The sequence below is a fragment of the Pseudomonas sp. RHF3.3-3 genome (assembly GCF_048069595.1).
In the GTDB taxonomy this organism is placed as follows: domain Bacteria; phylum Pseudomonadota; class Gammaproteobacteria; order Pseudomonadales; family Pseudomonadaceae; genus Aquipseudomonas; species Aquipseudomonas fuscovaginae_B.
Map to the genome: position 1 here is coordinate 6828100 of NZ_CP182250.1, position 26511 is coordinate 6854610.

General features: G+C 63.2%; 24 protein-coding genes. 10 read left to right on the forward strand and 14 right to left on the reverse strand.

Annotation, left to right across the window (positions count from 1 at the left end):
• Nucleotide 1: 1 nt before the first annotated feature.
• From ACMGT0_RS30130 to ACMGT0_RS30140, 3 genes are all read right to left on the reverse strand, one after another.
• On the reverse strand, nucleotides 2–928 hold the full coding sequence (locus tag ACMGT0_RS30130; RefSeq protein WP_054063572.1) for an SdiA-regulated domain-containing protein: 927 nt from the start codon (nucleotides 926–928) through the stop codon (nucleotides 2–4).
• Nucleotides 929–1116: 188 nt separating this feature from the next.
• Complete coding sequence (locus tag ACMGT0_RS30135; protein WP_054058641.1) at nucleotides 1117–1782, reverse strand: fumarylacetoacetate hydrolase family protein; 666 nt, start codon at nucleotides 1780–1782, stop codon at nucleotides 1117–1119.
• A gap of 39 nt (nucleotides 1783–1821) precedes the next feature.
• Entirely contained in the window at nucleotides 1822–3216 is a 1395-nt protein-coding gene (locus ACMGT0_RS30140) for an FAD-binding oxidoreductase (protein ID WP_054063573.1), read from the reverse strand.
• Between the two features lie 202 nt (nucleotides 3217–3418).
• Here ACMGT0_RS30140 and serA point away from each other — a divergent pair, with 202 nt between their 5' ends.
• A complete protein-coding gene (serA, locus tag ACMGT0_RS30145) occupies nucleotides 3419–4648 on the forward strand; it encodes a phosphoglycerate dehydrogenase (RefSeq protein ID WP_017903268.1) in 1230 nt (409 codons plus the stop codon).
• 64 nt (nucleotides 4649–4712) lie between these two features.
• Here the strand turns inward: serA and ACMGT0_RS30150 are convergent, their stop codons facing one another.
• Nucleotides 4713–5153 (reverse strand): DUF4399 domain-containing protein, encoded by a 441-nt coding sequence (locus tag ACMGT0_RS30150; RefSeq protein WP_054063574.1) that lies wholly within the window; start codon nucleotides 5151–5153, stop codon nucleotides 4713–4715.
• Between the two features lie 139 nt (nucleotides 5154–5292).
• Here ACMGT0_RS30150 and ACMGT0_RS30155 point away from each other — a divergent pair, with 139 nt between their 5' ends.
• Nucleotides 5293–6066: a transporter substrate-binding domain-containing protein gene (locus tag ACMGT0_RS30155; RefSeq protein WP_054058638.1), complete on the forward strand. Its 774-nt coding sequence runs from the start codon at nucleotides 5293–5295 to the stop codon at nucleotides 6064–6066.
• Nucleotides 6067–6075: 9 nt separating this feature from the next.
• Here the strand turns inward: ACMGT0_RS30155 and ACMGT0_RS30160 are convergent, their stop codons facing one another.
• Nucleotides 6076–6570: a DUF523 domain-containing protein gene (locus ACMGT0_RS30160; protein WP_054058637.1), complete on the reverse strand. Its 495-nt coding sequence runs from the start codon at nucleotides 6568–6570 to the stop codon at nucleotides 6076–6078.
• On the reverse strand, nucleotides 6570–7202 hold the full coding sequence (locus ACMGT0_RS30165; protein ID WP_054063577.1) for a 2OG-Fe(II) oxygenase: 633 nt from the start codon (nucleotides 7200–7202) through the stop codon (nucleotides 6570–6572). Before ACMGT0_RS30165 ends, ACMGT0_RS30160 begins: the two co-directional genes overlap by 1 nt.
• Before the next feature lie 108 nt (nucleotides 7203–7310).
• Here ACMGT0_RS30165 and ACMGT0_RS30170 point away from each other — a divergent pair, with 108 nt between their 5' ends.
• Both ACMGT0_RS30170 and ACMGT0_RS30175 read left to right on the forward strand, forming a co-directional pair.
• Nucleotides 7311–8069, forward strand: a complete 759-nt coding sequence (locus tag ACMGT0_RS30170) for a DUF2059 domain-containing protein (protein ID WP_054058635.1) — start codon at nucleotides 7311–7313, stop codon at nucleotides 8067–8069.
• Between the two features lie 102 nt (nucleotides 8070–8171).
• Nucleotides 8172–8666, forward strand: coding sequence for a GNAT family N-acetyltransferase (locus ACMGT0_RS30175; RefSeq protein WP_273823290.1), 495 nt, complete (start codon nucleotides 8172–8174; stop codon nucleotides 8664–8666).
• Between the two features lie 108 nt (nucleotides 8667–8774).
• Here ACMGT0_RS30175 and ACMGT0_RS30180 read toward each other — a convergent pair whose 3' ends face one another.
• From ACMGT0_RS30180 to ACMGT0_RS30195, 4 genes are all read right to left on the reverse strand, one after another.
• Nucleotides 8775–9950 carry a tetratricopeptide repeat protein gene (locus ACMGT0_RS30180; RefSeq protein WP_416770901.1) on the reverse strand — a complete coding sequence of 392 codons (1176 nt, stop codon included), beginning with the start codon at nucleotides 9948–9950 and terminating at the stop codon, nucleotides 8775–8777.
• A 329-nt stretch (nucleotides 9951–10279) separates the two neighbouring features.
• Complete coding sequence (locus tag ACMGT0_RS30185; protein WP_054058632.1) at nucleotides 10280–11827, reverse strand: phosphoenolpyruvate carboxykinase; 1548 nt, start codon at nucleotides 11825–11827, stop codon at nucleotides 10280–10282.
• Nucleotides 11828–12006: 179 nt separating this feature from the next.
• On the reverse strand, nucleotides 12007–12909 hold the full coding sequence (gene hslO / locus ACMGT0_RS30190) for an Hsp33 family molecular chaperone HslO (protein WP_054058631.1): 903 nt from the start codon (nucleotides 12907–12909) through the stop codon (nucleotides 12007–12009).
• A gap of 125 nt (nucleotides 12910–13034) precedes the next feature.
• Nucleotides 13035–13439 carry an RNA-binding S4 domain-containing protein gene (locus ACMGT0_RS30195; protein ID WP_054058630.1) on the reverse strand — a complete coding sequence of 135 codons (405 nt, stop codon included), beginning with the start codon at nucleotides 13437–13439 and terminating at the stop codon, nucleotides 13035–13037.
• A gap of 216 nt (nucleotides 13440–13655) precedes the next feature.
• Between ACMGT0_RS30195 and ACMGT0_RS30200 the strand changes: the two genes are divergently transcribed.
• Both ACMGT0_RS30200 and rimK read left to right on the forward strand, forming a co-directional pair.
• Nucleotides 13656–14138: an ATP-dependent zinc protease gene (locus tag ACMGT0_RS30200; RefSeq protein WP_054058629.1), complete on the forward strand. Its 483-nt coding sequence runs from the start codon at nucleotides 13656–13658 to the stop codon at nucleotides 14136–14138.
• Complete coding sequence (gene rimK, locus ACMGT0_RS30205; protein ID WP_017903280.1) at nucleotides 14135–15040, forward strand: 30S ribosomal protein S6--L-glutamate ligase; 906 nt, start codon at nucleotides 14135–14137, stop codon at nucleotides 15038–15040. Before ACMGT0_RS30200 ends, rimK begins: the two co-directional genes overlap by 4 nt.
• Nucleotides 15041–15065: 25 nt before the next feature.
• Here rimK and ACMGT0_RS30210 read toward each other — a convergent pair whose 3' ends face one another.
• Both ACMGT0_RS30210 and ompR read right to left on the reverse strand, forming a co-directional pair.
• Complete coding sequence (locus tag ACMGT0_RS30210) at nucleotides 15066–16379, reverse strand: ATP-binding protein (RefSeq protein ID WP_054058628.1); 1314 nt, start codon at nucleotides 16377–16379, stop codon at nucleotides 15066–15068.
• 116 nt (nucleotides 16380–16495) lie between these two features.
• Entirely contained in the window at nucleotides 16496–17236 is a 741-nt protein-coding gene (gene ompR / locus ACMGT0_RS30215) for a two-component system response regulator OmpR (protein ID WP_054058627.1), read from the reverse strand.
• A 336-nt stretch (nucleotides 17237–17572) separates the two neighbouring features.
• Between ompR and ACMGT0_RS30220 the strand changes: the two genes are divergently transcribed.
• The 3 genes from ACMGT0_RS30220 to gshA all read left to right on the forward strand — a co-directional run bounded on the left by ACMGT0_RS30220 (nucleotide 17573) and on the right by gshA (nucleotide 22058).
• Nucleotides 17573–19891 carry a Tex family protein gene (locus ACMGT0_RS30220; RefSeq protein ID WP_416770906.1) on the forward strand — a complete coding sequence of 773 codons (2319 nt, stop codon included), beginning with the start codon at nucleotides 17573–17575 and terminating at the stop codon, nucleotides 19889–19891.
• A complete protein-coding gene (locus ACMGT0_RS30225; RefSeq protein WP_054058625.1) occupies nucleotides 19891–20274 on the forward strand; it encodes a PaaI family thioesterase in 384 nt (127 codons plus the stop codon). The genes ACMGT0_RS30220 and ACMGT0_RS30225 overlap by 1 nt, the downstream gene beginning before the upstream one ends.
• 200 nt (nucleotides 20275–20474) lie before the next feature.
• Nucleotides 20475–22058, forward strand: a complete 1584-nt coding sequence (gshA, locus tag ACMGT0_RS30230) for a glutamate--cysteine ligase (protein WP_416770908.1) — start codon at nucleotides 20475–20477, stop codon at nucleotides 22056–22058.
• A gap of 79 nt (nucleotides 22059–22137) precedes the next feature.
• Here the strand turns inward: gshA and argA are convergent, their stop codons facing one another.
• Nucleotides 22138–23436 (reverse strand): amino-acid N-acetyltransferase, encoded by a 1299-nt coding sequence (gene argA, locus ACMGT0_RS30235; protein WP_054058623.1) that lies wholly within the window; start codon nucleotides 23434–23436, stop codon nucleotides 22138–22140.
• Between the two features lie 139 nt (nucleotides 23437–23575).
• Nucleotides 23576–24736: an acetylornithine deacetylase gene (gene argE, locus ACMGT0_RS30240; RefSeq protein WP_416770911.1), complete on the reverse strand. Its 1161-nt coding sequence runs from the start codon at nucleotides 24734–24736 to the stop codon at nucleotides 23576–23578.
• Nucleotides 24737–24896: 160 nt separating this feature from the next.
• Here argE and ACMGT0_RS30245 point away from each other — a divergent pair, with 160 nt between their 5' ends.
• Nucleotides 24897–26264, forward strand: a complete 1368-nt coding sequence (locus ACMGT0_RS30245) for an inorganic triphosphatase (protein WP_054058621.1) — start codon at nucleotides 24897–24899, stop codon at nucleotides 26262–26264.
• Nucleotides 26265–26511 lie beyond the last annotated feature (247 nt).

Consider the following 26511-nt stretch of genomic DNA (forward strand, 5'->3'; position numbering starts at 1 on the left):
CCTACTGCTTCTCGAAACGGTAGAACAGGTTCGGCTCGCTGACCACGTACACGACCCCTTCCTCGTCAATGGTCACGCCCTCGGCACGCGGAATGGTGTGTTTCAAACCGTTGAAACCACCGAGCAGGGTCATGAAACTGACCTGGTTGCCCTTCTCATCCAACTCCAGCACCAGATGCGACTCCGCCGACAACACCAGCGTATGCTGGGTGCGCGGGTCGATCGCCAACGCTGAAAGATTGCGCACATCCAGCTGGTCGCCAGCCAATCTGCGCTTCTCGCCCAGGAACCGGGTACCGTCGCTTTGCAGGCCGAACAGCGCCGGTGGGCGCTCTTCGCCGAGCAGGATCTGCTGGTTGCGGGCATCCCAGACCACCGCCTCGAACGCCTTGTTCTGATCCTTCGAGGGACCGAGGTCGTACTGCGGAAAGTCCTTGATATTCAGCTCACGGGTATTCGCATCCACAGTGACGATGGTCAGGAGATGCATGCGCTCATCGACGATCGCCATCCTGTCGCCTTCCAGCACCGTGACGGCCTCGGGATTGTTCCAGCCGACCAGGGGAATCTTGCGCAACACGTCGCCCTGCAGGGTCAGCTCGGCGAGGAACGGGTTCTTGCCCATCACCGCGAACAGGGTTTTGGTCCGCGGGCTGTAGCTGACGTCAGAGGCCTCGTCCTTCTCCATGCCCGCCAGGGGCTTGGCGTCGATCACCGCCCGGTAGCCGGGCAGCCAGACGCTCTGCTGGCGCTCGGCAGGGGTTTCGAAACGCTCCTTGAGCCACAGCAGGCCGCGATCGTCCCAGTGCATGAACCTGGACAACCCTACCCCGATCACCAGCGCCGCCAGCAGCAGCCAGTAATACCAGCGTCGGGCGAAACGGGAGCGAACAGCGGTAGACGGAGAGGAAAAGGTTTGACCACTCATGCGAAGGCACTTTCCTGATCTTTATGGCATTCAGACAAACACTCTAGGCAAGGCCCAGCGCCAGATCGGGAAATTATCCAGACGGAATGTGAAAAAAACGGCAAAAGCCGGGAAGTCACGCAGATGGAAACAGGGGGGAAGATGCCCTCTTCGCAGCAACCTGACGCGAAGAGGGCTACGGCCAGGTCTCAGCGAACGCAGCTTTCGAACCGGCTGACGCCCGGCAATTCCAGCACCAGTTCGTCACCGACGTTCAGCGGTCCCACGCCTACCGGCGTACCGGTCAGAATCACGTCGCCGGCCTGCAGCGAGAAACACGCGGCCATGTGCTGGATCATCGGCACGATGGGGTTGAGCATGTCGCTGCTGATCCCGTCCTGGCGGACCTCGCCATTGATGGTCAGGCGAATGCCGATACGGGTCAGGTCGGGGAAAGTGCTGCCGACCACGAATGGAGCGAGCACCGCCGCGCCGTCGAACGACTTGGCGATTTCCCAGGGCAGGCCCTTGGCTTTGAGTTCCGCCTGCTTGTCGCGCAGGGTCAGGTCCAGCGCCGGGGCGAAGCCGGAAATCGCATCGAGCACCTCTTCCCGGCTCGGCTTGGTCGACAACGGCTTGCCGATCAATACGGCGATTTCCGCTTCGTAATGCACCGAACCCCGGTCGACCGGAATCTTGAAACCGTTCTCGATCGACACCACGCAACTGCCCGGCTTGATGAACAGCAAAGGTTCGGTAGGCACCGGGTTATCCAGTTCCTTGGCGTGTTCGGCGTAGTTGCGGCCGATGCAGACCACCTTGCCCAGCGGGAAGTGAATGGGGGTACCGTCGACATACTGGTGCTGATAGCTCATTGAGCGTCTCCTGGTCTGCTTGTCATCGTGACGCGGGGTTCAAACCGCGAAGATCTTGCCCGGGTTCATGATCCCGTTCGGGTCGAACACCGCCTTGATCGCCTTCATGTATTCGATTTCGGCCGGGGAGCGGCTGTAGGCGAGATAGTCACGCTTGGTCATGCCCACGCCGTGTTCGGCGGAAATCGAGCCGTTGTACTTCTCGACGATCTCGAACACCCACTTGTTGACCGTGGCGCACTTGGCGAAGAACTCGTCCTTGCTCAGGCTGTCCGGCTTGAGGATGTTCAGGTGCAGGTTGCCATCGCCGATGTGGCCGTACCAGACGACTTCGAAATCCGGGTAGTGTTCACGGACGATCGTGTCGATTTCCTGGAGGAACGCCGGAACTTTCGACACCGTGACCGAAATGTCGTTCTTGTACGGCGTCCAGTGGGAAATGGTCTCGGAGATGTATTCGCGCAGTTTCCACAGGTTCTGCAACTGGGTTTCGCTCTGGCTCATCACACCATCGAGCACCCAGCCCTGCCCGACGCAATGCTCGAAGGTCTCCAGGGCGAGGTTGGCCACCTCCTCGGTGGTCGCCTCGAACTCCAGCAGCGCGTAGAACGGACACTCGGTTTCGAACGGCGCCGGCACGTCGCCACGGCCGAGGATCCTGGCCAACGCCTTGTCGGAGAAGAATTCGAAGGCGGTCAGGTCCAGTTTGCCCTGGAACGCGTGCAATACCGGCATGATCGAGTCGAAATCGGGCGTGCCGAGCACCATGCAGGTCAGGTTCTTCGGCGCACGGTCCAGGCGCATGGTGGCCTCGACCACGAAGCCCAGGGTGCCCTCGGCACCGATGAACAGTTGGCGCAGATCATAGCCGGTGGCGTTCTTGATCAGATCCTTGTTCAGCTCCAGCAGGTCGCCCTTGCCGGTGACGACCTTCAGGCCGGCTACCCAGTTGCGGGTCATGCCGTAGCGAATCACCTTGATTCCGCCAGCATTGGTGCCGATATTGCCGCCAATCTGGCTGGAACCCGCCGAGGCGAAATCCACCGGGTAGTACAACCCATGTTCCTCGGCGCGGTTCTGCAACTGCTCGGTGACCACCCCCGGCTCGCACACGGCGGTGCGGTCGGTGAGGTTGATGTCGAGAATCCGGTTCATGTAGTCGAACGACACCACCACCTCGCCATTGGCCGCGACGGCGGCGGCGGACAGGCCGGTACGGCCACCGGATGGCACCAGTGCGACCTGGTGGCGGTTGGCCCAGCGCACGATGGCCTGGACCTGCTCGATGGTCCTGGGAAACACGACAGCGCTGGGCGCAGGGGCGAAATGTTTGGTCCAGTCCTTCCCGTAGGCATTCAGGGAGTCGGCGTCGGTCAGGACCTTGCCGGGTTCAACCAGGGTTTTCAGTTCATCAATCAGGACGGCATCGGTCATCGACAGAACTCTCAAACATTTCATGGTCACCCTGAGAACGCTTCACGTCGCAGAATGAGTGTTTGCGGGTCGCATATGCTAGCATACGCCCCCCGCAGAAGCGTGCTATGAGGCCGACCTGCGGAGCCGGCGAATACGCCGTGAGGTCAGCTCCAGCTGTCCATTTTCCTGCCATTTTTCTCCGGGACACAGGTTTACGCAGATGAGCAAGACTTCTCTCGATAAGAGCAAGATCAAGTTCCTTCTTCTCGAAGGCGTCCACCAATCCGCAGTCGACGTCCTCAAGGCCGCCGGGTACGTCAACATCGAGTACCACACCAAATCCCTGCCGGACGCCGAACTGAAGGAAAAGATCGCCGATGCCCACTTCATCGGCATCCGCTCGCGCACCCAACTGACTGAGGAAATCTTCGATCACGCGAAGAAACTCGTCGCCGTGGGCTGCTTCTGTATCGGTACCAACCAGGTCGACCTCGACGCGGCTCGCGAGCGCGGCATCGCCGTATTCAACGCCCCGTACTCCAACACCCGCTCCGTTGCCGAGCTGGTGCTGGCCGAAGCGATCCTGCTGCTGCGCGGCATTCCCGAGAAGAACGCTTCCTGCCACCGGGGTGGCTGGATCAAGAGCGCGGCCAACTCCTTCGAGATCCGCGGCAAGAAACTGGGGATCATCGGCTACGGCTCGATCGGTACGCAGTTGTCGGTCCTGGCCGAAGGCCTGGGCATGCAGGTGTTCTTCTACGACACCCTGACCAAGCTGCCACTGGGCAATGCGACCCAGGTGTCCAGCCTGCACGAACTGCTGGGCATGTCCGACATCGTCACCCTGCACGTTCCGGAAACCGCCGAGACCCAGTGGATGATCGGCGAGAAGGAAATCCGTGCGATCAAGAAGGGCGGCATCCTGATCAACGCCGCCCGCGGTACCGTGGTCGAGCTGGACGCCCTGGCGGACGCGATCAAGGACCAGCACCTGATCGGCGCGGCCATCGACGTGTTCCCGGTGGAGCCACGCTCCAACGACGACATCTTCGAAAGCCCGCTGCGTGGCCTGGACAACGTGATCCTGACCCCGCACATCGGTGGTTCCACCGCCGAAGCCCAGGCCAACATCGGCCTGGAAGTGGCGGAGAAGCTGGTCAAGTACAGCGACAACGGTACCTCGGTGTCGTCGGTCAACTTCCCGGAAGTGGCCCTGCCGGCTCACCCGGGCAAACACCGCCTGCTGCACATCCACCAGAACATTCCGGGCGTGATGAGCGAGATCAACAAGGTCTTCGCCGAAAACGGCATCAACATTTCCGGTCAGTTCCTGCAGACCAACGAGAAGGTCGGCTACGTGGTGATCGACGTCGACGCCGAGTACTCGGACCTGGCTCAAGAGAAGCTGCAGCACGTCAACGGCACCATCCGTTCCCGCGTACTGTTCTAAGCTCCCGGCGCTGAACGAAAAAGGGAGGCCTTCGCAGGCCTCCCTTTTTCATTTGCGCGACCGCCTATTTCACATTGACGGTGATGACCTTCGAGGCCACCGTCGGCTCGAACTGCATGTGGATCTTGTCGCCCGCTACCAGTTGCAGGGTGTGCTTGCCCGGGGCCAGGGTCAGCTGGGTTTCGGTCTGGGCCTTGCCGTAGTGGATCACCTGCTCGGTCGCCGGAATCGGCAGGCTCGGGTCAGGCAGCTCCTTCTGGTCGACCAGCAGGTGATGGTGGCCGGAGTTCGGGGTGGCATCACCGGCCGGCTTGAGCTCCAGGCCCTTCATGCCAAACTTGACGGTGAAGGTCTTGTCGACCGTGGCGCCGTCCTTCGGCGAGACGATCTCCACCTCGGCGCCCTTGGGCGCTGGCGTGCGCGGAATGCCATCCGCGGCGACGGCGAGGAAGCTGGAACCCAGCAAGGCAGTGGCTAAAGCTACACGAGACACTAAGGTTTTCATTAACTTCTCCGGTTTTTCCACAAAATGTGGCGGGTGATGACAACTTCACGACAAATCGTTGTCCAAACTTGCCCACAAACATAAAGCAAAGCGGGTGGCGGTTGCGCATCGCCCGCTCGATTTCATCTTAGGAGTGACCATGCGTTTGCTGCCTGGCCTGTTGCTGTTACTGCCCCTCGCAAGCCCCTTCGCCCAGGCCGAACTGATCGACGACGTCAATGACCGGGGCGAACTGCGCATTGCCCTGGAGGGCGACATGCGCCCCTTCGGCTTCAAGGATGACGGGCACCTGACCGGCTTCGAAGTCGAACTGGGCGAGCTGCTGGCCCGGGAACTCGAGGTCAATCCGTCCTTCATCACCACCGACTCCGCCGATCTGCTGCAGGGCGTGGAAAGCGGCAAGTACGACATTGCCATCAATCACATAGCACTGACCCCGGAACTCAAGGAACGTTTCGACTTCAGCGAACCCTACAGCTACACCAGCGCCCAGTTGATCGTGCGCAAGGAAGAGCAACGACCGCTCAGCACTCTGGAAGCGCTCAGAGGGGGTGCTTTGGGTGTAGCTCAAGGTAGCCAGTTCGTCGACCAGGCGCGTACGGTCGAAGGCGTCGACCTGCGCAGTTATCCGAATGCCCAGCAGCCGCTCAAGGATGTGGCCGACAAGCAGATCGACGCCGCCATCAGCGATCGTCTGCTGATCCCCTTCGCCATTCGTGACAGCCATCTGCCGGTCAAGGAAGGCGCGCCCGTGGGGCCGACCGTGACCCTGGCCATCCCGTTCCAGAAGGGCAACCCGGCGTTTCAGGCGAGCCTGAACCTGGCCCTGCAGCGGATCAAAGCCGACGGAAGGCTGATGGCGTTGTCGGAGAAATGGTTCGGCATGGATGCGAGCGAGCCGCCCAAGCCTTGAGGGCCAGGCTCAGCAGGCGCCCAGCAGCGCCAGGGCGGCAGCGGCTTCGGGAAGTTCCAGTTCGCTGAACACCTGGACGCCGGCCTGCCTGAGCAAGGCCGCAGTCACGCCCTCGCCGGCGACCTTCACGCCACTGAAGGTGCCGTCGTAGGTCTGCAGATTGCCGCAGGACGGGCTGTTGGCCTTGAGCACGGCAATCCGTATGGCGTGGCGCCGCACCAGTTCAAGCGCCTGTCGGGCCCCGTCAATGAACGCCTGGCTGACATCCGCGCCGTCATGGGTCACGACCCGGACAATCCCCTCCAGCACTTGCCCACCCTGGCCGCCGGGAATCTCCGCCGCTGCCCGTGGGGTCGGCAGGCCGCCGGCCACTTCCGGGCACAGCGCCACCACCCGGCCTTCGTCCTGCCAGGCGGCCAGTTGCGCGTAGGGGCCGCTGGCACCGCCGTCATAACGCACCCGATGCCCGAGCAGGCAGCGACTGACCAGGATCTTATGCGGCATCAGAACGGCTCGTCGCCGCGTCGGCGGAACCAGCCGGTCAGCGACAGGCGCTCGCGGGTCGCCGGCAGCACTTCGTGGGGGACATCGCCGGAGAGGAACACGATCAGGCAACCAGCGGTCGGCAGTACGTCACGCTCCACCTCATCGGCCAGGTACATGCGCAACTGGCCGCCCTCTTGCGGCTGCCACTCGTCGTTCAGGTAGAGCACCGCCGACACCGAACGCCGGTCATCGTCACGAAAACGGTCCAGGTGCCGGCGGTAGAAGGCACCGGCCGGGTACAACGCGAAATGGCACTCGAAATCCTCGAGCCCGAGGTACAAGCCACGGTTCAGCGCCTCGCGCAGGCTGTTCATCAGTTCCAGGTAGCGGTCGCAGGACTCGGCCTGGCCCGGTTCGAGCCACTGGATGTGGTCGCCACGGATGCCCTCGCGCACCTGCTGCGCCGCACCCCGCCCCACACCCGCCGGCGCCAGTTCCCCGTCTGCCGCACGTTTACGGCACTCGGTAGCCAGCTCGCGAGTCAGATCGGCAGGCAGGAACAGTTCCTGTTGCGACCAGCCGCGCTCGGCCAGGTCGTCGACAATGGATAACAGCAACGGATGATCAGAAGGTATTTGCATGGCGCGCATAGTATCCGTACGTCCAGGAATCCGACAGAGCCGCCGGACATGACAATACGAATTCTCGACAAGTCCGGCGCTCGCCGGGAGAATAGTCGGCTGTAGACAGGAGTCCCTATGCGCCGTTTGCTTTTTTCGCTATTGATGTTCTGCACCATGCCCGCCTGGGCAGACAGCCACGACCAGTTGTACAAGGTCGCCGGTTGGCCAGAACAGCGCGCGCATTTCAGCGATGCCCTGGGCGCCGCCCAGCAGAAATACCGCAACAGCCTGCCACCGGCGGTCTACCAGGCCCTGGTCAATAACAGCAACCAGCGCTTCGCCCCCCAGGCCATGGACCAGCGGGCCGAAGCCCAATTGCGCCAAAACCTGGCCAACCCGGCCCCGGCGCTGAAGTTCTTCCAGTCACCGCTGGGGCGCAAGATCGTCGCCGCCGAACTGCTCGCCACCCGCCGCGACCAACTGGCGAAGAACGCCCAGGGCCTGCCGCATATCGAAGCCAGCGCGACGCGCCGACTGCTGATCAACCACCTGGCCAACGCCCTGCCGGCCCGCGAAGCCGGTGCCGAGGTCAGCCTGGCCATCGCCGGTGTCGCCGCCGACAGCCTCAGTTCGATGATCCCCGGCCTGCTCGGTGCCGGTACCGCCCAGGGCCTGCTCAACGGCCAACGCGAGCGCCTGATGCAGCAGATCGGCAACGACCTGGAAAACACCCTGCTCTACGTCTATCGCGACCTGTCCGATCCGGAACTGGAAGAGTTCTCGAACTTTGCCGAGTCGCCCGAGGGCCGGACCTACTACAAGGCCGCCCTGGCAGCGATCCGCGCCAGCCTGGCGGTGGGGCAGGATCTGGCGCCGGCACAGCCAGGGAACTGAAGATCGACCCCGGTGACCTGTACGAAAATCGACCACCGGGCGTAACCTGAAAGCCCTGGCGCCATCCATGCAGTAAGTTCGCCTCCCTTCAGGAGACTACTCATGTACAGGATCAACCTCGCTACCGCCGCCGATATCGAAGGCATCACCCAACTGCTCCAGGCCAATTCACCTTCCCGGGGTGGATCACTGACCGGAGAGTTTCCGCTCGAAAAAGTCAGGCAAATGGCCCTCGGCAACGCTCCGGTAGTGGTCGCCTGCCGCGACGACCAGGTCGTTGGCGTACTGTTCAGCGCGGCAAAAGACACCCAACCGGCGCCACCCTCGATCCAGGCCATGCTGGCGGCCTGGCCCGGCAGCCCCGACGCCTACGTCTATGGCCCGGCCTGCATCGCCGCCACGGAACGCGGCCAGGGCCTGCTGGCGCAGCTCTATGCGCAACTCCAACGCCATTACCGGGGGCGCGAGGCGATTCTCTTCATTCGGCGGGACAACGAAGCCTCACGACGCGCCCATGCGCGCCTGGGCATGCACGAAGTCGCCGGCTTCACGCTGGACGGTGATGAGTACGCAGTGCTCAGCGACAGCTCACGCTGACACTCCCAAAGCACGCCAGATGCTCCAAGCCCATTCGTTGCATTCGGCAACCGGAAACGAACAACGCGCCGGAGATGGCGCGCTGTCGAGACTGGACCGGCTGAAGACTCAGCGATTTTTCACCCGCTCGATCGCCGTGTCATACACCGGATTGGCCTTCTGTTCCTTGGCCAGTTCGTAGTGACGCAGCGCGTCGGAGAACTGCCCGGCATTTTCATAGATACGGGCAATGTTGTAGTAGGAGCTGGCCCGCACGGTATTGGCTGAATTGCCGGATGCCAGCGCGATGGCCTTGCGGTTGGCCCAGATGGCTTCGGCGGTATTGCCGGCCTTCTGATACGCCAGACCGAGGTTGCTGTAGGCCTGGCCGAAGCTGTTGTTCAGGTCGATAGCCTGGCGGAACAGCGCGATCGACTGTTCCAGGTCACCGGCCTTGTAGGCCGCCTCGCCCTTCACGTTCAACGCTCGCGCATCGGCCTGGGCCGTGGAGCTTACCGCCACTTCGGCAATCGCCACCTTGTCGTCGAGCAGCGGCGAGACTTCGTTCAGCACATTCGCCGGTTCCACCTTCACACCGCTGAAGGTGTTGATGTCCTGGAAGTCGCCATTACCGGTCATGCGGAATACGGTCCACAGGTTGCCGCTGCGGTTGGTCGGCACGTAGTAGGTGCGCACCAGGGACTGGCCCATGTAGACGAACACTTTGGCCTGGCTGTTGGACAGCTGGCGCGAGCCTGGATTTTCGCTGTTGGTGAAGTCATGTACGGCATAGACGTAGCTCTCGCCGTAGTGCTTCTTCTGCAGGGTGATGGTTTCCGGGCCATAGCTGTCGGTGTCATCCACGTCCAGGTCGGCGTCGTCACCCTGCTTCTGCTCGAAGTAGATGTTGTTGCCGGGGAAGATCATGTGCGAGTCGAGGTCCGCCGGGGTCTTGCCCCAGGTCAGCACCACGCGCAGGCCATCGAGGTTCTGCATCACCGGGCTGATGGCATAGGTCATGTCCTTGCACGGGCACTTGACCACCAGGTTGGAGTAACCGGCCTTCTTGATGATCAGCAGGCTGCCGGCATCGTCGGCGAAACTGCTCTGGAGGGTAACCTGGCCCTGGGCGTTGGTCTTGCCGACCACATTCTGCTCGCCGTTGCGCTGCAACAGCACGTCGGCGTCGGCGATCTTCTGGTCCTTGACCACGGCGCTGAGCACTTCGACCGGCAGCGACTCGGCCTGGACCGACCAGGCCAGGGCACACAACGAAAATACCGAAGCCATGCGAAGCAAATGCATACTCAACTCCCTTTAAGCTCAAGACGCGGGTGTCGAATGACCCCCGGAAAATTTGCAGCGGAACATACCGACTTTTTGTACGAAACGTCTAATGTTCAGGTGGAAAATTTTGCTTTTGTGGACCAGTCACTGGAGGCAAAAGGCCACCTTGCCAATCTGATCCGCAACCCCACTCAAAGCCCATGGGAAAGCGCCGACAAGTCGCAGACTCGCCAAGGAAGGTAGCGGCTGATCATGCAAGAAAACCCTGAAGACGGCGGCGTAGAGTTTTTAGCTGACAATAAAAACCGCCCCGAAGGGCGGTTTTTTCAAGCCGATGGCAGGGCCGATTACAACTGCGGACCAGCCGCCTTGATCGCGTCGCTCACGTCGAACTTCTTGAAGTTCTCGATGAACAGGCCAGCCAGGGCTTTCGCCGCTTCGTCGTAGGCAGCCTTGTCAGCCCAGGTGTTGCGTGGGTTGAGCAGGCCGGTTTCGACGCCTGGGACGGCCAGTGGCACGTCCAGGTTGATGGTGTCCAGGTGCTCGGTCTCGGCACCGACCAGAGCGCCGCTCTGGATCGCCGCGATAACGCCACGGGTGGTCGGGATGTTGAAGCGCTTGCCCACGCCGTAGCCACCGCCGGTCCAGCCGGTGTTGACCAGGTAGACCTTGGAGCCGAAACCACGGATGCGCTTGATCAGCAGCTCCGCGTATACGCCAGCCGGACGCGGGAAGAACGGCGCGCCGAAGCAGGTGGAGAAGGTCGACTTGATGCCGCCGCCCGAACCCATTTCGGTCGAACCGACCAGCGCGGTGTAACCGGACAGGAAGTGGTAGGCCGCCTGCTCTTCGCTGAGGATCGACACTGGAGGCAGTACGCCTGTCAGGTCGCAGGTCAGGAAGATGACAGCGTTCGGCTCGCCACCGAGGTTCTTCGGTGCGCGTTTTTCGATCAGTTCACGCGGGTAGGCCGCACGGCTGTTCTGGGTCAGGCTGCTGTCGGCGTAGTCGGCCTTCTTGTTGGCATCGAGCACGACGTTTTCCAGCACGGCGCCGTGCTGGATGGCTTTCCAGATGACCGGCTCGTTCTTCTCGGACAGGTCGATGCACTTGGCATAGCAACCGCCTTCGATGTTGAACACCACGCCCTCGCCCCAACCGTGCTCGTCGTCACCGATCAGGTAGCGGCTTTCGTCAGCCGACAGGGTGGTCTTGCCGGTGCCCGACAGGCCGAAGAACAGGGTCACGTCGCCCGCTTCGCCCATGTTGGCCGCGCAGTGCATCGGCAGCACGTCGACCGCCGGCAGCAGGAAGTTCTGCACCGAGAACATGGCTTTCTTCATTTCACCGGCGTAGCGCATGCCGGCGATCAGGACTTTCCTGGCCGCGAAGTTGATGATCACGGTGCCATCGGAGTTGGTGCCATCGCGCTCGGGCACGCACTCGAAGTCCGGCACGTTCAGGATCTGCCACTCGGCCTTGCCACCGGCGTTGTACTGGCCGGCTTCCGGGTTGATGAACAGGCAACGGCCGAACAGGTTGTGCCAGGCAGTGCCGGTGGTCATCTTGACCGGCAGGTAGTGTGCAGGGTCGGAACCTACATGCACGTGGGAAACAAAACGCTCGCGCTCGCCGACGAAGGCTTCGACGCGGTTCCACAGGGCATCGAACTTGTCGGCCGGGAACTTGCGGTTGATCGGGCCCCAGGCGATTTCGTCCTGGGTGGAAGGCTCTTCGACGATGAAACGGTCTACCGGCGAACGACCGGTACGATGGCCGGTACGCACCACCAGCGCGCCGGTATCGGCGAGCTCACCTTCACCACGAGCCAGGGCTTCCTTGACCAGATCATCGACACTCAGATCGGTGTACACGGCATTGTTTGCTTGCGTCATGAAATTCCCCGTCGGCCGCTGGCCGAGTGCTCCAAACGTTTTGTAGTAGAAAGTCGCGCACTACTACCGTGAAAAAAGTGCGCCGGATTATGCCAGAAACGCCCAAAAAAAGTAGGGCCCTCCTGTCAGAACGCCTATTTTCCGGCGTTTGACAGGAGATTTACCTGCGCTGAAGCGTTTTAGTGACGAGTATCTGACGGGGTCTCGACCCCTGCGCCGGCAAACAACTGCGCAATATCAGCCGCATCGAACAGGTAACGCTGGTTGCAGAATTGGCAATCGATCTCGATTGCACCGCCCCGCTCGGCCACCAGTTGCTGGGCATCTTCCAGGCCCAGGCTGACCAGGGCGTTACCCGAGCGCTCGCGCGAGCAGCTGCAATGGAAGCGTAGCGGCTGGTTGTCGAACAGGCGCACCGCTTCCTCATGATAGAGGCGATGCAGCACGGTTTCGTTGTCCAGGCCGAGCAGTTCCTCGGCGGTCAGGGTGCTGGCCAGGGCGGTGATGTGCTGCCAGCTGGCGGCACGCTCCTCTTCATCCTTGATCCGGTCTGCAGGCAGTTGCTGCAGCAGCAGGCCGCGGGCACGTTGGCCATCGGCATTGAGCCAGAAGCGGGTACCGACCTGCTGGGACATAACGAAGTAGTTGGTGAAGCAGTCCGACAGGGTCGCGCCGTCAAGGTCGACGATGCCCTGGTAACGCTGACCCTTGACCGGGTCGACGGTCAGCGCCAGGACACCGTTGGGCATCAGTTCGGCCAGGCTTGCGCCCGGCGCGATCCGATCCGCCTCGTAGCGGGCCAGCCCGCGAATCTCGCGCTCGCTGGAACACTCGACCATCAGCAACGGCACCGCGCCTTCGGAGCGTGCCTGAAGAATCAGCAGGCCGTCGAACTTCAAGGTGCCGACCAGCAGCGCGGCGGCGGCCATCAGTTCGCCGAGCAGTTGGGCCACCGGCTGCGGATAGGGGTGCTTGGCCAGGACTTCAGCGTAGCTGCGTTCCAGCGACACCAGTTCGCCACGCGTGTCGCTGTCATCGAAGATGAAGCGTTGGGTGTAATCGGTGTCTGGTAGATCTGACATAGGTTTCGATTCTGGAAGTAGGAATAAAGGTGTTCGACTCAGAGATTCTGAGCATTTTATGAACAAATCGGGGTTCTGACCACGCAACATGGGGGCGAATGCCTGTCAGTCAAGGATCCACGGGATTATTCGCCACCCGCCCCACGGAACTTGAACAGGTCGCGGCGCTGCTTCTTGGTCGGTTTGCCGTCGGTGGTCAACCCCAGGGCACCGGCCTTGCGCTGGGCCGCCTCGGCCTCGCGCCTGGCGACACTGGCGGCGGTCTCGGCATACAGCGCCTGTGCCTCAGGGGCGCCACGGCGCACCACCGACAGCGCCTGGACCACCACGGTACGCTCATCGAAGCCGGTGCGAATCAGCAGTTCGTCGCCGACCCGCGGCTCTTTCGAAGGCTTGCAGCGCTCGCCACGGCAATGCACCTTGCCGCTCTCGATCGCCGCCTTGGCCAGGGCGCGGGTCTTGTAGAAGCGGGCTGCCCACAACCATTTGTCGAGTCGAACCTTGTCGTCCTCTTCCGATTTCTGTGCCACGGGGATTCCTCAAACTGAAATATTGCTCAACTGTACTACCGTTGCCGTCGAAGCTGAATTTCCCCTCCCGGTCTAGAATGCCGGATGAGCCAGGGATATGTTCACGACCTTTAAAAAGTCGCACAGATATCTATCGCCATTTACCCATTATTCTGCGTGAATACCGCCATGGCCGCTGCCTGGCGGTCCGAGCAGGTTTCTCACCGGTTGAGCACTTTGAAGACATTTGACCATTTGACCGTTGTGGGTCTGCGCGAGTGGGTCGCGCTCCCGGATCTGGGAGTCGCGGGCCTGCGGGCGAAGATCGACACCGGCGCCAGTACCTCCAGCCTGCACGCCACCGATATCGAGCCGTTCGAGCGCGACGGGGCGAAGTGGGTACGTTTCACCGCCCACCTGGGCACCGTGGTGCAGTTGCGCCATCGGCGCTGCGAAGCGCCGTTGCTGGCGATGAAGACCATCAAGAGTTCCAACGGCCATGCCCAGGCCCGTTATGTGATCGCCACCACCCTGGCCCTGGGCGACCGGGTCTGGCAGGTGCAGTTCACCCTCGCCTGCCGCAAGTCCATGCGCTATCGCCTGCTGCTCGGTTCCAAGGCCCTGGTCGACGGCCAACTGGTGGTCAATCCAGGCAGCAAATACGTTCAGGAAAAGCCGGTGTTCCCGGTTACTACTACCTCTGCCACAGGTGTTGCATGAAAATCGCTGTGCTGTCGCGTAATCCGCGTCTGTATTCCACTCGTCGCCTGGTCGAGGCCGGCGTCCAGCGTGGCCATGAAATGGTAGTGGTCGACACCCTGCGCGCCTATATGAACATCGCCAGCCACAAGCCGCAGATCCACTACCGCGGCAAACCGCTGGAAGGCTTCGACGCGGTCATTCCGCGAATCGGCGCTTCGGTGACTTTCTATGGCTGCGCGGTATTGCGCCAGTTCGAGATGATGGGCGTCTTTCCGCTCAACGAATCGGTGGCGATCGCCCGCTCCCGGGACAAGCTGCGCTCGCTGCAACTGCTGTCGCGCCGCGGGATCGGCCTTCCGGTCACCGGCTTCGCCCACTCGCCGGACGATATCCCCGACCTGATCGAGATGGTCAACGGCGCCCCGCTGGTGATCAAGGTCCTCGAAGGCACCCAGGGCATCGGCGTGGTGCTGTGCGAGACGGCGACCGCGGCGGAATCGGTGATCGAGGCCTTCATGGGCCTCAAGCAGGACATCATGGTCCAGGAATACATCAAGGAAGCCGGCGGTGCCGATATCCGCTGCTTCGTAGTCGGCGACAAGGTGATCGCGGCCATGAAGCGCCAGGCCCGCCCTGGCGAATTCCGCTCCAACCTGCATCGCGGCGGCAGTGCCAGCCTGATCAAGATCACACCGGAAGAACGCATGACCGCACTCAGCGCAGCCAAGGTGATGGGCCTCAGCGTGGCCGGCGTGGATATCCTGCGCTCCAATCACGGACCGCTGGTGATGGAGGTCAACTCGTCGCCGGGCCTGGAAGGGATCGAGACCACCACCGGCAAGGACGTGGCGGGCATGATCATCCAGCATATCGAGAAGAACGGCGGGCCGAACATGACCCGAACCAAGGGCAAGGGCTGAAACCCGCCCGGCAAACCGACGCGGGCTAGACCGCGTCGCGCGGAAGCATCAGCCCCAACGGCAACCGAACCCGCGCCTCCAGACCGCCACCGGACCGGTTGCGCAATTCGACATTGCCGCCGTGCATCGAGGCGATCCGCTTGACGATCGCCAGGCCCAGGCCGGTGCCCTTGCCGCCCCGGGCCTTGTCGCCGCGGGTGAACGGGTTGAAGATACCCTCCAGCTCCGCCGGGTCGATACCCGCACCCCGGTCCATCACGCTCAGCACCACATAGGGTGCGTTGGTATCGCCAGACACGTAGGCAGCGACTTCCACCGCTTCCCCGGCATGGTTGAGGGCGTTGCCGATCAGGTTGTTCAGCAGGCGTTTCATCGACACCCGCCGCAAGGGAAACGGCCGGATCGGCTGCAGGCGCATCTGCACCCGCTGTTCGTTCTGGTTGTAGGGCGCCACCACCTCGCGCACCAGGTCACTGAGGTCCACCTCCTCCACCGACTCGTCGCGGCCGTCACGGATGAAGGCGAGGAACTGGTCGAGAATCGCGTCCATGTCCTCGATATCCCGCACCATGTCCTCGCTGAGTTCACTGTGGTCGCCCATCAGTTCCAGGGACAGGCGCAAGCGGGTCAACGGCGTGCGCAGGTCATGGGAAACTCCCGCCAGCATCAGTTCACGCTCGCGACCGGCCTGCTCGACATCCTCGGCCATCTGGTTGAAGGCGCTGTAGACCTCGGTCATTTCGCTGGGTGTGTCGCTGATCGGCAGGCGTACGCTGCGTCCCTGGCCCAGTTGCCGTGCGGCGAAAACCAGGCGCTTCAGCGGCTGGTTGAGCTGGCTGACGAAGATCCAGGCCGACGCCGTCGACAACAGCCCGATGGCCAGGAACCAGCCCAGCACGCTCCAGATCTTCTGCCCGCGCAACGGATGCGGATACAGCGGCACCTTCAGCCAACCCGCGCCCAGGCTCGGCGCCCGTACCCACAAGGCCGGCGGCGCATGCATGCGCAGGCGAACCTCGGTGTCGGCCCCCAGCTCGGCCTGCATCTGGCGCTGGTAGATCTCGCTGTACGGCCAGTGCTGCTCGCCCTCCGGCACCCCACCGCTGACCACGCGGATCAGCCCCGCCGCATCGGCGATCTTGTCGCGATCGTCCTCGTCGGCCGCCCAGTAGGCACGCAGGGTCAACGCCACGCCGTGGCTGTATTGGCGATCGACCAGCACGTCCTCGTTCATCAGCAGGTAGACCAGGGTCAGCGCCTTGGAAAACAGCACCACGATGAGCACCAGCCAGAGGGTGCGCGAGAAGAAGCTTTGGGGGAACCAGAGAGGGGTCTTCATAAATACAGCCGCTACATACTTTGCAGGAGCGAGCAGGCGGGCTCGCACAATTGCGGATCGCGACTTGCCCGGGCGGCTTGCGCACGCCCGGGCACTTCGCTCCTACAAATCACCGGTCACTTGGTCGCGGTGCCGTCCGGCACGAACACGTAGCCCACACCCCAGACGGTCTGGATATAGCGCGGTTTGGACGGATCCGGCTCGATCATGCGACGCAGGCGGGAAATCTGTACGTCGATGGAACGCTCCAGTGCATCCCACTCGCGGCCACGGGCGAGGTTCATCAGCTTGTCGCGGGTCAGCGGTTCGCGGGCATGCATCACCAGTGCCTTGAGCACGGCGAATTCGCCGGTGGTAAGCATGTGCACCTCGTCACCGCGCTTGAGTTCGCGGGTGGCGAGGGACAGCTCGTAGTCGCCGAAGGTGACGCTTTCGTCCTCGCTGCCCGGGGCGCCCGGAACCGGCGCGGCCTGGCGGCGCAGCACGGCCTTGACCCGCGCCATCAGCTCATCGGGGTTGAACGGCTTGGCCAGGTAGTCGTCGGCCCCCAGTTCCAGGCCCTTGATCCGGCTCAGTTCGTCGCCCTTGGCGGTGAGCATGATGATCGGCACCTGGTTGTTCGCCGCACGCAGGCGACGGCAGGCCGTCAGGCCGTCTTCACCCGGCAGCATCAGGTCGAGGACCACCAGATTGAACACTTCACGGGCCAGCAGACGATCCATTTGCTCGGTGTTGGCCACCGCGCGGGCGCGATAGCCCTTGCTGGTGAAAAAACGCTCCAGCAGGCTGCTCAGCCCCGGATCGTCGTCCACGATGAGGATTTTTTCGCCTTCAGCAGTTTGTGCAGTGCTGCTCATGGGTTGCTCCTTTGATCTCGGCGCGCATTATGGGGCCAGCGGCCCCCATGCGTATCCTGTGCATTGTTAGCAGATTTTTCCTCGACTACCAGCAAACAGCGCTTTATGCCTACACGCGCACAATCCCCCCAAGCCCGGAACGCTGGTTATAATGCCCCGCTTTCTGCGTCAGGCAACGTCTGATCATTGCTGTTCGAAGCCATCTTTTTTGCAAAGGCTCACAGCAATGTGCTGATTTCCCGGGTCACAAGGTGCGCCTTTTTGATCCCAAACCAGGCTCGCCCGACAGGCCCAAAGGCCCGGCGCGCCTGATTTCACACTTTGTCAGGTGGTTTTATGGACAGCATCAACAGCCGCATCGCCGAAGAACTCGGCGTACGCCCACAACAGGTCGAAGCGGCCGTCGCCCTATTGGATGAAGGCTCTACCGTGCCTTTCATCGCCCGCTACCGGAAAGAAGTCACCGGCAGCCTGGATGACACCCAACTGCGGCATCTGGAAGAACGCCTGCGCTACCTGCGGGAACTCGACGAGCGGCGCGCCAGCATCCTCGCCAGCATCGAGGAACAAGGCAAGCTCACCCCAGCCCTGGCGCGTGACATCCAGCTCGCCGACACCAAGACCCGCCTCGAAGACCTGTACCTGCCGTACAAGCAGAAGCGCCGCACCAAGGGCCAGATCGCCCTGGAAGCCGGCCTCGGCGAGCTGGCCGACAGCCTTTTCAACGACCCGTCGCTGACACCGGAAACCGAAGCCGCGCGCTTCGTCGATGCCGAAAAGGGCTTCGCCGACACCAAGGCCGCCCTCGAAGGCGCCAAGTACATCCTGATGGAGCGCTTCGCCGAAGACGCCAGCCTGCTGGACAAGCTGCGCAACTTCCTCAAGCAGGAAGCGATCATCAGTGCCCGCGTGGTGGCCGGCAAGGAAGAGGAAGGCGCCAAGTTCCGCGACTATTTCGAACACGACGAGCCGCTCAAGAGCATGCCGTCGCACCGCGCCCTGGCGATCTTCCGTGGCCGCAACGAAGGCATTCTCGCGGCCTCGCTCAAAGTCGGCGACGAGTTGCCGGGCACCCTGCACCCATGCGAAGGCATGATCGGCCAGCATGTCGGCATCCAGAACCAGAACCGCCCCGCCGACAAGTGGCTGGGCGAAGTGGTGCGCTGGACCTGGAAGGTCAAGCTCTACACCCACCTGGAAACAGACCTGCTCGGCGAACTGCGCGATAGCGCGGAAACCGAGGCGATCAACGTCTTCGCCCACAACCTGCACGACCTGCTGCTGGCCGCGCCGGCCGGCCCGCGCGCGACCCTCGGCCTGGACCCCGGCCTGCGCACCGGCTGCAAGGTGGCCGTGGTGGACGCCACCGGCAAGCTGCTGGACCACACCACCGTCTACCCGCACGTGCCGCATAACAAGTGGGACCAGACCCTGGCCATCCTCGCCGCGCTGTGCGCCAAGCACTCGGTGGACCTGATCGCCATCGGCAACGGTACCGCCAGCCGCGAGACCGACAAGCTGGCCGCCGACCTGATCAAGAAGTACCCGGCCATGCGCCTGACCAAGGTCATGGTTTCCGAAGCCGGCGCTTCGGTGTACTCGGCCTCGGAACTGGCCGCCCGGGAATTCCCGGACCTCGACGTATCGATCCGTGGCGCGGTCTCCATCGCCCGCCGCCTGCAGGACCCGCTGGCCGAGCTGGTGAAAATCGACCCGAAATCCATCGGTGTCGGCCAGTACCAGCACGACGTCTCGCAACTGAAACTGGCCCGCGGCCTCGACGCGGTGGTCGAGGACTGCGTGAACGCCGTGGGCGTCGACGTGAATACCGCCTCGGTGGCCCTGCTGGCGCGGATCTCCGGCCTCAACACCACCCTGGCGCAGAACATCGTCAGCCACCGCGACGAGAACGGTGCGTTCAAGACCCGCGCCGCGCTGAAGAAAGTCCCGCGCCTGGGCGAAAAGACCTTCGAACAGGCCGCCGGCTTTCTGCGCGTGATGAACGGTGACAACCCGCTGGACGCCTCCGCGGTGCACCCGGAAGCCTACCCGCTGGTACAGCGCATCGCCGCCGAAACCGACCGCGACATCCGCTCGCTGATCGGCGACAGCGCGTTTCTCAAGCGCCTGGACCCGAAGAAGTTCACCGACGAAACCTTCGGCCTGCCGACCGTCACCGACATCCTCCAGGAACTCGACAAGCCGGGCCGCGACCCACGCCCCGAGTTCAAGACCGCGGCGTTCCAGGAAGGTGTCGAGGACCTCAAGGACCTCGAACTGGGGATGATTCTCGAAGGCGTGGTGACCAACGTGACCAACTTCGGCGCCTTCGTCGACATCGGCGTCCACCAGGACGGCCTGGTGCACATCTCGGCGCTGTCCGAGAAGTTCGTCAAGGACCCGCGTGAAGCGGTGAAGGCCGGCGACGTGGTCAAGGTGAAGGTCATGGAAGTCGACATCCCGCGCAAGCGCGTCGGCCTGTCGATGCGCATGAGCGACACCCCCGGCGAGAAGATCGACGGCGCCCGTGGTTCGCGCCCGGGCTCGGCCCCACGGCCGTCGCAGAACAACGCCCCGCGCAAGGACACCGCAGCCCCGGCCAACAATGCCATGGCCTCGCTGTTCGCCAACGCCAAGCAGTTGAAGAAGCGCTGATGGAAATCCCTGACGGCCTGACCCAGAGCGCCTTCAGCGAACTGCTCGGCTGCCGCCTGCAACGCCTGGACACCGGCGTTGCCGAGGTGGCCCTGTCGCTGACGCCGCAGCTGCGCAACCGCGGCAACGTGCTGCATGGCGGCGCGCTGTTCAGCCTGGTGGACATCACCATGGGCCTGGCCTGCTCGGCCACCCATGGCTTCGACCAGCGCAGCGCGACCATCGAGTGCAAGATCAACTACATGCGGGCGGTGGCCGAAGGCGACGTGTTGTGCACCGCCCGGGTCATCCACCCCGGCCGCCGTACCCTGGTGGTCGAGGCCGAGGTGCACCAGGGCGACAAACTTGTCGCGAAAGCACAAGGCACGTTCGCTGTTCTCTAGCTGTTACGTCTCGATTTGGGTTAATTTCGACACTGCAAGCGCAGTGTCGGAATTTTCCTCCGGCGCCGCGCCCGACTCAGGGACGAAGTATCGGCGTTTTCTGACATTTACCAGGCGACAACGCCAGTTCTCAACTTCACCCTTGTAGACCGTCTTGCCCACCCCCATATTGGGGCGACCGACGCGTGAAGGAATCCAACTTGAGCGAACTTCTCAACCGCCGCCTGGCTCTGCTCGGCGAGCGCGACCACCTCTCCCTGCTCGAGCAGTGCCTGCACGGCATCGAGCGCGAATGCCTGCGCGTCACCCCCGAAGGTCGACTGGCGCAGACACCGCACCCGGAAGAACTCGGCTCGGCGCTGACCAACGAGCAGATCACCACGGACTATTCCGAGTCGCTGCTGGAGTTCATCACTCCGGCCCTGACCGACCCGGCCGACACCCTGGGCAGCCTGGACAGGATTCATCGCTTCGCCTACAGCAAGCTCGGCAACGAGTACCTGTGGAGCCCGTCGATGCCTTGCCCGCTGCCGGCCGAGGAAGACATTCCGATCGCCTATTACGGCACCTCGAATATCGGCAGGCTCAAGTACGTGTACCGCCAGGGCCTGGCCCTGCGCTACGGCAAGACGATGCAGTGCATCGCCGGGATTCACTACAATTTCTCGCTGCCGGAAAAGCTCTGGCCCCTGCTCAAGCAGGCCGAAGGTTTCACCGGCTCGGACCGTGACTACCAGTCGCTGGCCTATATCGCGCTGATCCGCAATTTCCGTCGCTACAGCTGGCTGCTGATGTACCTGTTCGGTGCCTCGCCAGCGCTGGATGCCGGCTTCCTGCGCGGCCGCGCGCATTCGCTGGAACAGTTCGACGCCGAGACGCTGTACCTGCCCTACGCCACCAGCCTGCGCATGAGCGACCTGGGTTACCAGAGCAACGCCCAGGCCGGCCTGACGCCGTGCTACAACGATCTCAACAGCTACACCGACAGCCTGCGCAAGGCGGTGGCGACACCCTACGCGCCCTATGTCGAGATCGGTACCCACAAGGATGGCGAGTGGGTCCAGCTCAACACCAACATCCTGCAGATCGAGAACGAGTACTACTCCAACATCCGCCCCAAACGCGTGACCTACACCGGCGAACGGCCGATCCAGGCGCTGATGGCCCGTGGCGTGCAGTACGTCGAGGTGCGCTGCCTGGATATCAACCCGTTCCTGCCGACCGGCATCGATCTGAACGAGGCGCGCTTCCTCAACGCGTTCCTGCTGTACTGCGCACTGAACGACAGCCCGCAGCTCGAAAACGGCGAGTGCGGCAATGCCACCGCGAATTTCCTCAGCGTGGTCAAGGAAGGCCGCCGTCCGGGCCTGCAACTGCAACGTGATGGCCAGGCGGTGGACATGAAGGAATGGGCCGCCGAGCTGCTGGAGCGGATCGCGCCGCTGGCGGCGTTGCTGGACCAGAGCCAGGGTGGCGATGATCACGCCAAGGCGCTGGACGAGCAGCGGGCGAAGATCAGGGATTCGTCCCTGACTCCATCGGCCCGGGTACTGGCGAGCATGACCGAACACAAGGAAAGCTTTGCCCAGTTCGCCATGCGCCAGAGCCTGGCCCATGCCGAGTCCTTCCGCAGCCAGCCGTTGACCAAGCAGGAGCAGACCGCGTTCGAGGAAAGCGCCCGCCAGTCGCTGGTACAGCAACTGGAGCTGGAGCAGAACGAGGTCGGCGATTTCGATGTGTTCGTCGGCTCCTACCAGGCGAGCATCCTGGCGATCAGCAACTGAGCCGGCGCCGACAGGCCTGACGCTTTCGCGGGCAAGCCCCGCGAATAGGCCCTCAAGCGCTACCCAAGGGCTCGGAGGGTCAGAGCGCCTTCTCGAAGATCTTCGAGTTACGCTGATAGTTGTACAACGACGCCCGCGCGCTCGGCAGGCGCTCGACGCTGCTCGGGGCGAACCCGCGCTCGCGGAACCAGTGCGCCGTCCGGGTGGTGAGGACGAACAGGGTCTTGAGCCCCAGCGCCCGCGCCCGGGTCTCGATACGCTCGAGCAGCTCGTCGCCACGCCCGCCATGGCGGTACTCCGGATTCACCGCCAGGCACGCCAGCTCACCCGCCTCCGAATCGGCAATCGGGTACAGCGCCGCACAGGCGATGATCATCCCTTCACGCTCGACCACGCTGAACTGCTCGATCTCGCGCTCCAGCACCTCGCGCGAGCGCCGCACCAGGATGCCCTGCTCTTCCAGCGGGCTGATCAGGTCGAGCAAACCGCCAACATCCTCGATCGCCGCTTCGCGAACCCGCTCGAACTGCTCCTGGGCCACCAGCGTACCGCCGCCGTCACGGGTGAACAGTTCGGTCAGCAGCGCGCCATCTTCGGCGTAGCTGACGATATGGCTGCGGGCCACGCCGCCACGGCAGGCCTCGGCCGCCGCATCGAGCAGTTCGGCCTGGTAATCACTGCCCAGGCGTTGCAGATGCGCCGGAACCTGTTGCGGGCGCAATTCGCGGACCAGGTGGCCATCTTCATCGATCAGGCCATGATCGGCACCGAACAACAGCAGTTTTTCCGCCCCCAGGTCGATCGCCGCGCGGGTCGCGACGTCTTCGCAGGCCAGGTTGAAGATTTCCCCGGTGGGCGAGTAGCCCAGCGGCGACAGCAGCACGATGGAGCGCTCGTCGAGCAGGCGGTTGATGCCCTTGCGGTCGACCCGGCGCACTTCGCCGGTGTGGTGATAGTCGACGCCTTCCAGCACGCCGATCGGTCGCGCCGTCACCAGGTTGCCGCTGGCCACACGCAACCGCGAGCCCTGCATCGGCGAGGCCGCCATGTCCATGGACAGACGCGCCTCGATAGCGATACGCAACTGGCCGACCGCGTCGATCACGCACTCCAGGGTGGCCGCGTCGGTGATACGCAGGCCGCGATGGTAGTGCGGGGTCAGGCCGCGTGCGGCCAGGCGGCTTTCGATCTGCGGGCGCGAGCCGTGGACCAGCACCAGGCGCACCCCGAGGCTGTGCAGCAGCACCAGGTCGTGGACGATATTGCCGAAGTTGGGGTGCTCGACACCGTCGCCGGGCAGCATGACGACAAAGGTGCAATCGCGGTGGGCATTGATATAGGGAGAGGCGTGGCGAAGCCAGTTAACGTATTCGGGCATGACCTGAACCTGTATAAAAAACAGCCAATGAAAAAGGGGTGCAACGTGAAAACGCACAACGGGCTGTTGGTTATCGTCGGAACAGGCTTGGCGACACGCGGGCTCTCCTTACTCGGTAATGAATGGTTTGGCCTGGCATTTAACGCAAGCTCGGGGCCGGGCTCAAGCAATAATGTTCAATCAGTTCGCGCAACAGCTGTACGGTAGGCTGCAAACGTGACATTTCGAGGAATTCTCCCGGCTGGTGCGCACAATCGATATCGCCGGGGCCCAATATCAGGGTCTCGCAGCCAAGGCGCTGAAGATAAGGCGCTTCGGTACCGAACGCCACCGCTTGCGCGCGGTGACCGGTGAGTTTTTCGGCGATGCGTACCAGTTCGGCATCGGCCACCTGCTCGAAGGGCGGCACCTCGGGGAACAGCGGCGCATAGTCGATCTTCACCTGGTGCCGCGCAGCCAGCGGCTCAAGCTTGGCACGGATCGCCGCGCGCAGTACGCCCGGGTCCATGCCCGGCAGCGGTCGCAGGTCGAATTCCAGGGCACACTGGCCGCAGATGCGGTTGGGGTTGTCGCCACCGTGAATGCAGCCCAGGTTCAGGGTCGGCTGTGGCACGGTGAATTGCGGGTTGTTGTACTCGCGCTGCCACTGCCCGCGCAGGCCACGCAGCTCGCCGATCACATCGTGCATGGCTTCGAGGGCGCTGTGGCCCAGGCTCGGGTCCGACGAGTGGCCGCTGCGGCCGAGGATGTCGATGCGCTCCATCATCACGCCCTTGTGCAGGCGAATGGGCTTGAGCCCGGTCGGCTCGCCGATCACCGCCGCACGGCCCAGCGGCCGCCCGGCCTCGGCCAGGGCACGGGCGCCGGACATCGAGCTTTCCTCGTCGCAGGTCGCCAGAATCAGCAGCGGCTGCTTGAACGGCTGCTCGAGCAGCGGCCGCACCGCCTCGATGATCAGGGCGAAGAACCCCTTCATGTCGCAACTGCCCAGGCCGACCCAACGGCCGTCGACCTCGCTGAGCTTGAGCGGGTCGGTCTGCCACAGCGCTTCGTCGAACGGCACGGTGTCGCTGTGCCCGGCCAGCACCAGGCCGCCGGGACCGATGCCGAAGCTGGCGAGCAGGTTGAACTTGCCGGGGCTGACCGGCTGGATATCGCAGTTGAAGCCCAGGTCGCTCAACCAGCCGGCCAGCAGGTCGATCACCGGACGGTTGCTCAGGTCCAGGCTCGGCTGGGTACAACTGACGGAAGGAACTGCAATCAGCGCAGCGAACTGATCTTTCATCGACGGCAAAGGCATTGCGCTGACTCCCGGACTCCAAGGCGAAGCCCATCATAGAGCCATCCGGCGGCCGGAATAAACCGCCACGACGCGTGCGACCCGCTTGTCCTGTACACTGCATCCCCCAAGGCGGCCACTCTTCTCCCCGGCCGCACTCCCGATCCTGGATTTTCCGGCCATGCAGAAAGAAACCGAAATCAAACTCCGCGTCAGCCGCGAAACCCTCGCCGCCCTGCGCGAGCACCCGCTGTTGAAGAAGCGCAACAAGAGCGGCTGGGAACGTCGTGAACTGATGAACCAGTATTTCGACACCCCCGAACGCGACCTGGCCAAGGCCAAGGTCGCCCTGCGCCTGCGCCGTGACGGCGACGAAGTGATCCAGACCCTCAAGACCCGCGGCCAGAGCATCGCCGGCCTGTCCGAGCGCAACGAGTACGACTGGCACCTGGCCAAGGCCAGGCTGGACCTGAAAAAGCTCGATGGCGAATGCTGGCCGGCGCAACTGGCCGAGCTGGACAAGAAAACCCTCAAGCCGATCTTCACCACCGATTTCGTTCGCGAGCGCGCCGAGATCGCCTGGGGTCGTGGCAAATCGAAAGTGGTGATCGAGGCGGCGCTGGACCTCGGTTCCGTCATCGCCGGCAAGCAGAAGGAGGAAATCTGCGAGCTGGAACTGGAACTGCGCGAAGGCGAGCCCGAGGCGCTGCTGGAACTGGCCGCCGAACTGGCCGAGAAGCTGGCGCTGATGCCCTGCGATATCAGCAAGGCCGAACGCGGCTACCGGCTGTTCGACGCCAACAGCTACTCGCTGAGCCTGCCGACGCCGCAACTGACCGCCGAGACCTCGGTGGACGACGCCTTCACCGCGCTGGCCTGGCACCTGCTCGGCAGCAGCCAGCGGCTGGCCGAGCAGTACCGCTTCAACGGCCACTGGCGCCTGCTGCAGGACTGGCTGCAACAGTTGATCGAACTGCGGGCGCTGGCCGGCAGCCTCGGTCAGGTGGCACCACGGCAATCGACCAGCGAACTGCGCAAGGCCCTGGACGCGTTGCTGGAAGACTGGCGCCCGCTGGTCAACGCCGGCATCGAAGACGAGGACGTGCGCAAGGCTGCCCCGGAGCAGTTCCTCGAGGAGCTGGAGGATGTGCGCTGGGGCCAGTTCTCCCTGAACACCTCGCGCTGGCTGCTGGCCCGCAGCTGGACGGTCGAGCGCGCCAACCGCGGCAACCGCCAGGGTGCCGCGCAGTTGCAGAGCTGGTTGCCCCGCCTGCTGGCCGACGAAGCCGTGGCGCTGCAACTGGGCCGCTACCAGCAACAGCCGGAAGACCTGGCCGAGCAACTGCCACGCATCGAGCGTATCCAGGCCTGGCTGCACCTGGCCCGTGGCGTGTTGGAACTGCCGGAGCTGGATCGCCTGTTCGGCGAGCTGAACAAGCTGGCGCAACTGGCAGAGCTGGATATCAGCGATGAAGTACTGGAAGCACGGGTCCAGCAGGCGCTGACCGTGTCCCAGGGCCGTGCCTGGAAAGCCCTGTCGCGCCTGTAACAGCAGCGTCATCGTGCAGGAGCAGGGCTTGCCCGCGAAGAGACCATCAAGGTCGCCTATATCTCGCGAGCAGGCTCGACACCTGCGCTTTCCAGCAAAAATTCCTTGCAGCGGAAAATCTGGTCTACATTTGAACCTGACCAGCGCGATAAAACCTTCAGGAACATTGCCAAGTCCCTCAGGTTCTATCGACAAGACACACAGGCGACACCTTTAAGAACACCATCGTTTGCCAAACGGCACGCAG